The 11,702-nt window shown below is 66.0% G+C and carries 11 protein-coding genes; 3 read left to right on the top strand and 8 right to left on the bottom strand.

Annotation, left to right across the window (positions count from 1 at the left end):
• Window positions 1-162 precede the first annotated feature (162 nt).
• The 6 genes from K9U15_RS03485 to K9U15_RS03460 all read right to left on the bottom strand — a co-directional run bounded on the left by K9U15_RS03485 (window position 163) and on the right by K9U15_RS03460 (window position 6,034).
• A complete protein-coding gene (locus K9U15_RS03485) occupies window positions 163-1,212 on the bottom strand; it encodes an aspartate-semialdehyde dehydrogenase (RefSeq protein ID WP_096227285.1) in 1,050 nt (349 codons plus the stop codon).
• A gap of 135 nt (window positions 1,213-1,347) precedes the next feature.
• Complete coding sequence (locus tag K9U15_RS03480) at window positions 1,348-1,479, bottom strand: hypothetical protein (RefSeq protein WP_264465274.1); 132 nt, start codon at window positions 1,477-1,479, stop codon at window positions 1,348-1,350.
• A 115-nt stretch (window positions 1,480-1,594) separates the two neighbouring features.
• Window positions 1,595-2,875, bottom strand: coding sequence for an aspartate kinase (locus tag K9U15_RS03475; RefSeq protein ID WP_087190093.1), 1,281 nt, complete (start codon window positions 2,873-2,875; stop codon window positions 1,595-1,597).
• Between the two features lie 169 nt (window positions 2,876-3,044).
• Entirely contained in the window at window positions 3,045-4,217 is a 1,173-nt protein-coding gene (locus tag K9U15_RS03470) for a PucR family transcriptional regulator (RefSeq protein ID WP_096227286.1), read from the bottom strand.
• A gap of 189 nt (window positions 4,218-4,406) precedes the next feature.
• Window positions 4,407-4,592: a hypothetical protein gene (locus tag K9U15_RS03465; RefSeq protein ID WP_087190095.1), complete on the bottom strand. Its 186-nt coding sequence runs from the start codon at window positions 4,590-4,592 to the stop codon at window positions 4,407-4,409.
• A gap of 215 nt (window positions 4,593-4,807) precedes the next feature.
• Window positions 4,808-6,034: an MFS transporter gene (locus K9U15_RS03460; RefSeq protein WP_087190096.1), complete on the bottom strand. Its 1,227-nt coding sequence runs from the start codon at window positions 6,032-6,034 to the stop codon at window positions 4,808-4,810.
• A gap of 168 nt (window positions 6,035-6,202) precedes the next feature.
• On the opposite strand from K9U15_RS03460, the gene K9U15_RS03455 reads away from it, so the two are divergent.
• Complete coding sequence (locus K9U15_RS03455) at window positions 6,203-7,261, top strand: zinc dependent phospholipase C family protein (RefSeq protein WP_231897351.1); 1,059 nt, start codon at window positions 6,203-6,205, stop codon at window positions 7,259-7,261.
• Between the two features lie 6 nt (window positions 7,262-7,267).
• Window positions 7,268-8,236, top strand: coding sequence for a TRIC cation channel family protein (locus tag K9U15_RS03450; protein WP_096227289.1), 969 nt, complete (start codon window positions 7,268-7,270; stop codon window positions 8,234-8,236).
• A gap of 306 nt (window positions 8,237-8,542) precedes the next feature.
• Here K9U15_RS03450 and K9U15_RS03445 read toward each other — a convergent pair whose 3' ends face one another.
• Together K9U15_RS03445 and K9U15_RS03440 are read right to left on the bottom strand one after the other, a co-directional pair.
• A complete protein-coding gene (locus tag K9U15_RS03445; RefSeq protein WP_096227290.1) occupies window positions 8,543-9,172 on the bottom strand; it encodes a DUF47 domain-containing protein in 630 nt (209 codons plus the stop codon).
• Between the two features lie 12 nt (window positions 9,173-9,184).
• Entirely contained in the window at window positions 9,185-10,237 is a 1,053-nt protein-coding gene (locus tag K9U15_RS03440) for an inorganic phosphate transporter (RefSeq protein ID WP_301155612.1), read from the bottom strand.
• A 291-nt stretch (window positions 10,238-10,528) separates the two neighbouring features.
• On the opposite strand from K9U15_RS03440, the gene K9U15_RS03435 reads away from it, so the two are divergent.
• Window positions 10,529-11,683 (top strand): MFS transporter, encoded by a 1,155-nt coding sequence (locus K9U15_RS03435; RefSeq protein ID WP_096227291.1) that lies wholly within the window; start codon window positions 10,529-10,531, stop codon window positions 11,681-11,683.
• The last annotated feature ends 19 nt before the right edge of the window (window positions 11,684-11,702 follow it).

Genomic DNA, 11,702 nt, shown 5'->3' with positions numbered 1-11,702 from the left:
CGATCGGCGTGCGTGCGATTCGAGCCTAAGTTGAACGTCGCCGCCCCGCGCGGTGCGTTCGGAAGCGGTGAAGGCGCCTCCAGGGCGCGAAGGTTCCGCGAAGAACGGAGCCGGGCCGCATGGCGGGCCGGCTCCGCTGGGCGGACGCAGGCGAGCGCTGCCCTACGGCAGCAGCAGCTGGGCGATCTGCACGGCGTTGAGCGCGGCGCCCTTGCGGATCTGGTCGGCCACCACCCACATGGCCAGCCCGTGCTCCACCGTGTCGTCGCGGCGCAGGCGGCCGACGTAGGTGTCGTCGGTGCCGGCCAGGATGCCCGGCATGGGATAGGTGTTCGTGGCGCAGTCGTCCATGACCGTGATGCCGTCGGTCGCCGCGAGGGCGGCCCGCGCGGCCTCCACGCCCACGTCGCCGGCGAACTCCACGTTCACCGACTCCGCATGGCAGCGCAGCACGGGCACGCGCACGCAGGTGGCGGCCACCTTGATGCCCTGGTCGCCCATGATCTTCTTCGTCTCCACGACCATCTTCCACTCTTCCTTGGTGGAATCGTCGTCCAGGAACACGTCGATGTGCGGGATGCAGTTGAACGCGATGCGGTGCTGGAACACCTTCACCTCCAGCTCGTCCTCCGGCGTGCCGTCGAGGAACGCCTTGGTCTGGTCGTACAGCTCGGCCATGGCCGGCGCGCCGCCGCCGCTGGCCGCCTGGTAGGTGGACACCACCACGCGCGTGATGGGAGAGAGGTCGTAGAGCGGCTTCAGCGCCACCACCATCTGGATGGTGGAGCAGTTCGGGTTCGCGATGACGCCGTTGTGCCAGGCCACGTCGCCCGGGTTCACCTCGGGCACCACCAGCGGCACGTCCTCGTCCATGCGGAACGCGCTCGAGTTGTCGATCATGACCGCGCCGGCGGCCGTCACGGCCTCGCGCAGCTCCTTCGACACGCCCGCGCCGCAGCTGAACAGCGCGATGTCAACGCCCTCGAACGACTCCGGGCACATCTCCTGCACCGTGAGCTCGCCCGCCGGCACCTGCCCGCAGCCCGCGAACGGCAACTTCCTGCCCGCCGAACGCGCCGACGCCAGCGCCCGCACCTCGCTCGCCGGAAAGTCCAGGTCGTGCAGCACCTTCAGGAACTCGCTGCCCACGGCTCCCGTAGCTCCCGCCACCGCCACCACCGGATTCGCCGGCATTTCCTTCGTCCAAACCATTTTTTGCTCCTTTGCTGCACAAGCCCCGAACCGTTTGCAAAAACACCCTCGTTGCGGTTATACTGCAGAAGTCAGCGGACTGCCTGAGGTAGGAACCAGGCGGCACCGCTAAGGGAGCATGACCGCTAGTTCCTGCTAGCGGTCATCTTTTTGGTGCGCCATCAGCGCCTTGGCGAGCGCCATCGCCTCCCGCAGCAGCCCGACGACCGCAGTCGCCAGCGCAACAGCCGAAGCTGCAAGCTGTAGGAATGCAAGCGTGACACCCAAGCGAATCACCTCCTTTCTAAAAGAAGGTGCCGCCCGACGCTCAGGACTTACGTCCGCTGACCCTTTCCATCATAGCATGATATACAATGCCTTTACGGATGCATCGCCCATTCCCCTACCTCCCCTTGTTCATCTTCGCGGCGATCTCCTCGGCGGAAAGCTGCGTCTCCTCGAATACGCTGTCGCTGTCCAGGTCGAACGCCGTGTGCAGGCAGCGCACGGCCTCGGCGGCCTGCGAGCCGTCCACCACCACGGACAGACGGATGGGCGACGTGGAGATGGCCAGGATGTTGATCTGGTTCTCCCCCAGCGTCGTGAACGCGCGCGCCGCCACGCCGGGCGACGACTTCATGCCCGTGCCCACGAGGCTCACCTTCGCGATGTCCTCGTCTACGTCGAACTCGCGGGCGCTGATGTCGGGCAGGATGCGCTCGATGGTCTCGCGTGCGAGCGCCAGGTCGGCGCCGGCGCACGTGAAGCTGATGTCCGTGAAGCCGTCCTCCGAGATGTTCTGGATGATCATGTCCACGCGCACGTTGTTCCCGGCCAGCGCGCTGAACACCTTCGCCGCCACGCCCGTCATGTCGGGCACGCCGCGGATGGTCACCTTCACCTCGGACGTGTCGTGCGCGATGCCGGTGATGACGGCTTCTTCCATCATGTCGGTTTCCTCCTTGATGTAGGTGCCCTCGGCCTCGGAGAACGCCGAGCGGGAATGGATGACCACGTCGTACTTGCGCGCGAACTCCACGGCGCGCATCTGCAGCACGCCCGCGCCCGAGCCGGACAGCTCCAGCATGTCGTCGTAGGACACGGCGTCGAGCTTCTTGGCGCGCGGGCACACGCGCGGGTCGGCCGTGTACACGCCGTCCACATCGGAGTAGATCTCGCATACGTCCGCGCCGATGCCCCAGGCAACGGCCACGGCCGTCGTGTCGGAGCCCCCGCGGCCGAGCGTGGTGATGTCGCCGTTCGCGTCGATGCCCTGGAAACCTGCCACCACGGGGATGGCGCCGGCGGCGATGGCCTCCATGATGCGCTCGTTGTGCACCTTCACGATCTTGGCCTTCGCGTGCATGCCGTCGGTCTCGATGCCGGCCTGGCGGCCCGTGAAGCTCATGGACTTGTAGCCGCGCGCCTCGATGGCCATGGCCAGAAGCGTCATGGACACCTGCTCGCCGGTGGAAAGCAGCCGGTCCATCTCGCGGGCGGGCGGATCTTGGTTGAGTGCGCGGGCGAGGCCCACCAGCTCGTCGGTGGTCTTGCCCATGGCGGACACCACGGCCACCACGTCGTGGCCGGCCTGCTTCTTCGCGATGACCTTCTTCGCAACCATCTGGATGCGTTCAGGCGAGGCAACTGAGGTTCCCCCGAATTTTGCTACGATTAGCGACATGGCGTTCTTTCTCGTCATTGGCCCAGTTGGCTCTCCACTATACCAAAGAGCCGGCCTCCACGCGCACCGAACACCCGCGAGCAGGCGTTTTTTCACGGGGAAAGCGAAAGGCGGAACTGGGAACGAAGATGCTATCCGGTGGGGATGCATGCGCCCGACCTGTCGGGCGTCAGCGCCCGAGCAGCGGATTCGTGCGGTCGAGGAAGATAAGGCCCAGCAGGAAGGCGAACTCGCGGTCCGGGGCGTCGGGCATGCCGAGGACGGCCTTCGCCTTGCGCAGGCGGTAGCGCACGGTGTTGGGATGCTGGTGCAGCTGCTCGGCGGCCGCGCGCACGTCGCCGTAGGCGCGGGCGAGGGCTTCGGCCGTGGGGGCCAGCTCGGCATCGTTTTCCGCGTCGTATTCCTCCAGCAGAGCGCGATGAAACGCGGCGGTGCGGCCGAAAAGGCGGCTGGCGGCCGCCGCGGCGCGGAAGGCGTCGTGATGCAGGTCGGCCCAGCACACCACCGCATCGGCCTCGATGCGAGCGGTCTTGAGCGCGGCCAGGGCCTCGCGCACGCTCAGGTCGCCGTCGGACAAGGGACCCTCCTCCCCCACCCCGAGCCACAGAGGGCCGATGCCCTGGATGCGCGCCACCAAGTCGGCCTCGGAAGCCGCGCGAACGGAGGCCGGAGGCTGCGCATAGGACACGAACGCAAGCAGGAGGTCGTGGTAGCGGCAGGCGAACACCGTGTCCACGCTGGCCCAATCGGCCTTGAACGCGCGCAGCACCTCCGCAAGCGCATCGAGCGCGGCGTACAGCGAGCATTCGTCGGCGTTGCGCGGCGCCACGGCGAGGCACTGCAGCGTGGCGCCCATGGCTCCGGTGAGCTGATAGAGCTTGGCGCGCGTGCCCTGGCTATCGCGAGCTGCCAGAAGCGCATCCACCAAACGCCCCTTGTCCGACTCCTCGCCGTCGCGGCGAATGAGATCGAGCGCTTGATAGGCCAGAACCTCGTGGTAGGCTCCGTCGTAGAGGTACAGCGGAACGCCAGCCGACGTGCTGGCCGCGCGCACCGCCTCGCTCAGATGAGGGTGGTGCCCGTTCTTAACGGCCACCGCCGCCACGTTTCTCTTTATGAGCGTGAGAAGCGAAGCCTCGGCAAGCGCCGCATCGTCGCGTGCGAAACCGAGGTTCGACGCGATGAACTCGCCTGGCAGGTAATCGGCATACGCCTGCTCGTCTGGTGCGAGATCCAGAATACCCACGTTGCGCACCTCGCGCGCACCCGCCCCCGCGCACGGAGCCGCCAGCTCGATTCGCTCGAACGCCGGCAACGCGATGATGTCCGCAACGGTTATCACACCTGAACCCCTCTCGACGATGGGCCCATACTACACCAAATGCGTCGCTGCCGTCGGGGTGCGCCGTCCTACGGGCAGGGCGATGCACCCCGACGGCAGCGGGACCGCGCGCCAACCATATGCGCCAGCAGGCACCGTTGCCGGCCGGCATTTTGCAGGCCGGCCAGCGCTCCGCAAGGTAAGCACCGTCTATCCAGCCTGGTAAAGATCTTCCAAGTTGCCGTTATCCACCAGCGTGCAGAGCGCGTTGCTGGCATGCTGGGGGCTCACGCCCATTTGCTCGAAGCGCTTCGTCAGCTTCAGGCAGTACGCCAAGTCTCCAGAATCCAGCGAGAGCAGGGCCGACGTGGCCTGCTCGTCCAACTTCTCCAACATGGGATGCTCCTCTCGATCGAATTCTCGTACCAAGAGGATATCCTGCACGCCCCCGCCCTCTTTTGGACAAGCGGGACAATCGCAAGCCCCCGTTTTGTGCCATTGGACAAAACGGGGGCAAAAGGCCTTGCTTTCCCGGTTGACGATAACGGAGCTGCCGGCCAGCGGCATCCGCGCCCCGCCCCGACCGACGGTGCGCTCGCGCCGCAGCCTCCCTATTCCCTCTCCGGCATCCGCCACAGCAGCACGAAGCCCACCACGAACAGCACGGCAATGGACAGCACGCCCATGGACGAGTTGCCGGTGAGCTGCGTGAACACGCTCACCAGAAACGTGCCCATGACGGCGGCGTACTTGCCGAAGATGTCGAAGAAGCCGTAGTACTCGTTGGCGTGCTCCTTGGGAATGAGCTTGCCGAACTCGCTGCGCGAGAGCGCCTGGATGCCGCCCTGGAACAGGCCCACGCAGATGGCGAGGATCCAGAACTCGAACGCCTCGCGCAGGAAGAACGCCGCGAACAGCGTGATGCAGAAGTACGCGCCGATGGCCACGAGCAGCATGCGCTTCGTACCGAACCTGCCGGACAATCGCCCGTAGGCGATGGCCGACGGGAACGCCACGAACTGCGTCACCAGCAGCGCCAGCACGAGCTGCGTCGCATCGATCCCCAGATCGGTGCCGTAGCTCGTGGACATCTTGATGATGGTGTGCACGCCGTCGATGTAGCAGAAGAACGCCAGCATGAACAAGCGCAGCCGCCGATCCTTGAAGATGCGCTTCACCGTCTTCCACAGGCCGCCGAACGTGTCGCGGATCAGGTGCTCGGCGCGCTCCTTGTAGTGCGTCTGGTGCACGTCGCGAATGAGCGGGATGCTAAACGCCACCCACCACGCAGCCGTGATGAGAAACGCTATCTTCATACCGATATCCATGGGGATGCCGATAGACGGCCCACCCAACACCACGGCCAAGCATGCGATGAACGGCACGCACGAGCCGATGTAACCCCATGCGTAGCCCTGCGACGACACCTCGTCGTAGCGCTCGTCGCAGGTGGCATCTACAAGGAACGCGTCGTAGAACACCATGGAGCCGTTCAGCATGATGGACGCGATCACATACAGCACGAGGAACGCCATGGCAGCCGTGGGAATGCCAAGGGCCGCCAGCGCGATGGCGCCCGTGCCCACCGTGCCGACGAAGAACTTCTTCTTGTTGCCCTTGAGATCGGCGAGGCTGCCCAGGACGGGCATGAGCAGGGCCAGGATGAGCGACGCCACCGTCTCGGCGTAGCCCCAGGCCACCACCACCGATGAGCCTTCCTCGGCGATCGAGGCGAAGTACACCGGAATAAGGGCCGTGGCCAGCAGCACGAACGCCGAGTTTCCCACGTCGTACAGAACCCAGCTGCGTTCCTGCCTCGTCAACTTCGCTCGCGCCATGGTGCGCCTTCCTCTCGTCCCGCGCGCCCCCGCGCGCCTCGCCACCGCCGTTCAGCCGGAAACGTTCTTCACAACTGGGAAACCGACGGTTAACAAGCACCGCCTCATTGTATATGATAGCGCTAAGCGACACGGGTAAATTTCACGTCAGAAACGGGGTACCGCGCCATGCCCGCTCTCATCACGCACGACTTCTTCGGCCAAGACGTCTACGACCATATCTTCCGCAACGTCGGCGGAACCCGCGACGAGGCCGAGGCGTTCCTGCTGGGCAACCAAGGTCCGGACCCCCTGTTCTACGCGGTGGCCGACCCGCGCCTGCACGAGCACAACCGCTTGGGCAACGTGATGCACAGCGAGAAGCCGAGCGAGCTCATCAAGGCATTCAAAGACTCCCTCGGCATCCTCGATGACGACGAACTGCCCGTCGGGCGCGCCTACGCGTTCGGCTTCCTGTGCCACTACACGCTGGATTCCACCATGCACCCGCTCGTGTTCTTCCACGAGTACCTGCTCACCGATGCCGGCGAACCGGGCCTCTCGCGCGACGACGCCCATGAGGTGCACGCCGTCATCGAAAGCGAGCTGGACGAGCTCGTGCTGTTCGAGAAGCGCGGCGAGACGGTGGCAACGTTCCAGCCGTGGCGCGAGATCCTGCAGGCCAGCGACTTCGTGCTGGGCGCGGTGTCGAAGATGTACTCCTACGCAGCGCTCACGGTGTACGGGCGCATCGTGCCGCGCGACCTGTTCGCGCGGTCGGTGCGCAACTTCCGCCGCGTGCAACGGCTGTTCTACTCCAAGACCGGCGCCAAGCGTGCGCTGCTGGGACGCATCGAGGGGCTCGTGCGCCCTTACTCGTTCTACCAGTCCATGAGCCATCGTCCCGTGGCGCTCACCGAGAGCATCTACGACAACCGCGCCCACGAGGCCTGGGAGAACCCGTACACGGGCGAGGTGAGCACGGCGAGCTTCTGGGACCTGTACGGCCGGGCGCTCGAGAAGGCCGAGGAGAACATCGACGCCTTCGACCGCGACGACTTCGACCTGGGGGCCGCGCGCGCCCTGACCGGCGAGCTGGACTTCTCGGGCCGACCCGTGGTGGCCACGCTCGTGTCGGTGGAGGACGGCGGCACGGCGCACGGCGCAGAGGGCGAGACGGCGAACGCAACGGAGCCCTCTGGCCGCAACGCGGCCGCCTCGAACTCCCCCGCCCCCCGCGGCGCCTAGCGCGCCATGCTGGAAGTCGTCCTCACCATCCCGTTCTGGCTGGAGCTGGCCGCCGCGCTGACGGGCGGCTTGTCGGGCGCCATGAGCGCCGTGCGCGCCCGCTACGACATCTTCGGCGTGGTGTGCATCGCGCTCACCGCCGGCCTGGCGGGCGGCATCATGCGCGATCTGCTCATGCAGAACTACGGCATCTACGCATTCCAGAAACCAGAGCTGCTGCTGGCTTGCGCGGGAGCAGGCGTCATCGTGTTCTACTTCGGCAAGCTGGCCACGTACCTGGACCCGGTGGTGGCGCTGCTGGACAACCTCTCGGTAGCGCTGTGGGCCGTGATCAGCGTGGGCAAGGGCCTGTCGGCCGGGCTCGACGTCGTGCCCTCCATCATCCTGGGCACCGTGACCGCCGTGGGCGGCGGCATCCTGCGCGACGTGTTCATGAACCGCGAGCCGGAGGCGTTCCAGGCCGGCGCCATGTACGGCTCGGCCGCGCTCATCGGCTCCACGGTGTACGCGCTCATGGCGCAGAACCACGTGCTGGACCAGTACGCGCCCTACGCCTGCGTGGCCATCGTGCTGGGGCTGCGCTACGCGTCGCTGTTCTTCGGCTGGAAGACCACGCCGCCCAAGGACTACACGGACGTGGTGACGAGCGCCGTGGCCCGCCCGGTGAAATCGGTGGCGCGGCGCGTGCGCCCGCCCAAGGGCAAGGTGGAGCGCGAGCGCGAGCGGCGCCGCGCCTACGAGCGCCTGCGCTGGCTGTGGCGCGCGCCCGGCAGCACGTCGCCCCTGCCGCCGGTGGAGATGCGCGGGACCGAGGACGACGAGCGACCCGACGCACCCGCGTCCTCGCAGGCAGCTCCGACCGACGCCGCGCCCAGCGACCCGAGCGACCGTATCCACGTGGACCGCGAGGAGCTGCGCCGCATCATGGGCGGCGAGGACGACGAGCCCCGCGACCCGTTCGAGCCGCGCTCGTAAGGAGCGGTCAGCCGAGGAGCCTCCGCGCAGGGGCGAAGCGACCTGCGCCTCGCGCGAAGCGCGAGAACAACCGCCCAGGTTGGCGGGCGGAAGCGAAGCGACCCGCCCATGCGCCCGGAGGGCGCATAACAGCCGCCCAGGTTGGCGTAGTAAGTCAGCGAGGAGCCCCCTGGCACCCGAGATTGGCAGGATCGCGGAGGTGAAGCGTACTGCGGTACGCGAACCTACGGGATCGTGACAAGCTCGGGTGCCAGGGGGCTCCGCAGCGTCGGCAGGGGTTTCGCGGGCCGGAAGGCCCGCGAAACGCTATACGTTCTTCAGCAGGATGGTGCTCATGGTGTCGGCCACGTGCTCGCAGGCGTCGCAGCACTTCTCCATGCGGTCGAAGATCTGCGACCACACCAGCACGCGCATGGGGTTGTCGTTGTCCTCGGTGTGCAGCTTGCGGATGACCTTGAGGTACAGCCGGTCGGCCTCTTCCTCGTAGGTGTTCACGTCCACGATGAGCTGCTTGAACGTCTTCGACTTCTTGAAGTTGCGGAAGTCCACCATGGCCTTGTCGAGCGCCTCGCAGCTCTTCTTGATAAGGCAGGCGAACTCTTCGGCATCGTGGTGCATGAAGTGGACGTCGTACATGTAGAAGCGCTGCATGACGTCCTCGATGTAGTCGATGATGTTGTCGAGGTACTGCGACAGCTCGATGATGTCCTCGCGCTCGATGGGCGTGATGAAGTCGGTGGCCACCGTCTTGAAGATGGCGTGGTTGACCTCGTCGCCCTCGTGCTCGAGCTCGTGCGCGCGCTCCATGATACCGCGCAGGTCCTCGGCCTCGGTGAAGTTCTCGATAGCCTCGATAAGCAGCTCGGCCTCCTTCACGGCCATCGCGGACTGCTTTTCAAAGGCGTCGAAGTAATCGAACTTGTGCTTCTTGGACATTGAACTCTCCTTTTACGAGAAGAACAGGAACAAGTGGGCGAATGCGAACCCGAGCAGGCCGCATCCGGGGAACGTGAGCACCCACGTCTTCATCATATCGACGGCGATGCCCCATTTCACGGCGCTCTTGCGCTTGGCGGCGCCCACGCCCATGATGGCCGTGGTGTTCGTGTGCGTCGTGGAAACCGGCAAGCCGGCGAACGTGGACAGCATGAGGCAGAAGAACGTGGCGGCGCTGGCCGCGAACCCTTGGAACGGCTCCAGCTTCACCATGTCGAGGCCGACGCTCTTGATGATGCGCTCGCCTCCCACAGCCGTGCCGATGCCCATGTTCAGCGCGCAGAAGAACATGAGCCAAATGGGCAGGACCATCTGGTCGGCCTGGCCCACGCCCGTGGCCAGCGTGATGGCCAGCACGAAGATGCTCATGAACTTCTGCCCGTCCTGGGCGCCGTGCATGAACGCCACGCCCGCGCCCGAGGCCACCTGGGCCCAGCGGAACACCTTCGTCGTGCGCTTGCGGTCCATGTTGCGGCACACGCGGCCGACGATCTTGGAATTGGCCCAACCCAGGAAGAACCCCAGCAGCGTGGACAGCAGGATGCCGTACACCACCTTCATCCACTCGCCGCCGTTGATGGCGCCGAAGCCGCCCTGCAGCGCGATGGCCGCACCCGTGAGGCCGGCGATGAGCGAATGCGACTGGCTCGTGGGAATGCCGAACCACCAGGCCGCCGCACCCCACACGATGATGGCGATCATGGCGGCCGTAAGCGCGATGAGCGCCTGTTGGGAGTTGCCGCCGAAATCCACCATGTTGAAGATGGTGTGCGCGACGGCGGACGTGACGAGCGAGACGAGCAGCAGGCCCAGGAAGTTGCAGACCGCCGCCATGAGGATGGCTAGCTTGGGCTTCATGGCCCGCGTCGAGACGACCGTGGCAATGGCGTTGGGGGCGTCGGTGGCGCCGTTGACGACGATGACGCCGATATTGAGCAGCGTCACGGCCACCAGCACCGGGTTGGAGGCGAGCTCGGCAATGAACGTAGCCCACTCTATGGTCACAGGTTCCCTCTCGACAAAACAGCAAAAAGGCCAGCAGCTCATCAGTTTAACGTAAATCTAACAAAGAGCTAGGGGAGCAACCTGCTTTTTACGTCGACGGACGAACCGTTTGGTAAAATTCGCGTAAAGGGGCCCATACGAAAAGAAAATACCGGGCATTCGGCAAAGGGCCGCGTGCGCCGACTGCTAATATATAAGCATGCCGCTATGGATTGGAGGCGAGGGCCGCGCAGGGAGGCCGATGCCTCCGGCGGCACGAGGGGGACATCTTTGCTCGAGGGGAGCAAACGCATGAAGAAGAGCATACAGCTGCCGCTGCAGACGGGCGACCTCATCGTGGGCTTCATGGTGTGGGTGATCCTGTCGTCGCTGCTGCCGTACATCTTGCAGGACATTGCCATTCCGCCTGATCGGGTGGCGCTCGTCACGGCCGTCCCCGTGATCCTGGGCTCGGTGCTGCGCGTGCCGTTGGGCTACCTGACGAACCGGCTGGGTGCACGCACGGTGTTCCTGGCCAGCTTCGTCTGCCTGCTCCTCCCCGTGTGGCTCATCAGCGAGGCCACCACGTACGAGGCGCTCATCACCGGCGGGGTGTTCCTGGGCATAGGCGGCTCCGTGTTCTCCGTGGGCGTGACGTCGCTGCCGAAATACTACCCGCGCGAGCGTCACGGTTTCGTGAACGGAGTGTACGGGTTCGGCAACATGGGCACGGCGCTTACCACGTGGCTCGCACCCCTCGCGGCGGCGGCCTGGGACTGGCGTGTGGCCGTGAAGCTGTACCTGGTGCTGCTCGTGGCGGCCATAGCGGTGAACCTCGTGCTGGGCGACCGCGCCGAGCCGCGCGTGAGGACGCCCATCGTGGCCCAGATCAAAACCGTGTGGCGCGATGGGCGCCTGTGGGCCCTGTCGCTGTTCTACTTCGTGACGTTCGGGGCGTTCGTGGCGCTCACCGTGTACCTGCCGAACTTCCTTGTGACGCACTATGGGCTGGACGGCGTGACGGCAGGCATGCTCACCAGCGCATTCATCGTGGCGGCCGCAACCTTGCGCGTCTTGGGCGGCTGGCTGGCCGACCGGTATGACTGCTTACGGCTTCTGGCGGTCGTGTTCGCTGCGCTCGCGGTGGGCGCCGCGGCGCTGGCGCTGGCACCTGGCCTGCCCGTGTACCTGGCGGGCATCTATCTGATCAGCGCGGCATGCGGCATCGGCAACGGCGCGGTGTTCAAGCTGGTGCCCACGTACTTCCTGGGACAAGCCGGCCCGGTGAACGGCCTGGTGTCCATGTGGGGAGGCCTGGGCGGCTTCTTTCCCCCGCTCGTGCTGGCCGCGAGCACGGCCGTCTTCGGCTCGAACGTGCCGGGGCTGGCCCTGTTCGCGGCGTTCTGCATCGCATGCCTGGGTGTGGCAGCCTGGATGGGGAGGAAGGAACGGGCGCAGGCGAGCTAGGCGCCCACGCGGCGCCGCC

Origin of the sequence: Gordonibacter sp. RACS_AR68 (assembly GCF_030418485.1) — a bacterium.
Classification (GTDB): domain Bacteria; phylum Actinomycetota; class Coriobacteriia; order Coriobacteriales; family Eggerthellaceae; genus Gordonibacter; species Gordonibacter urolithinfaciens.
Note: the sequence above shows the minus strand (reverse complement) of the source record. Positions and strands in the feature narration are given on the sequence as shown.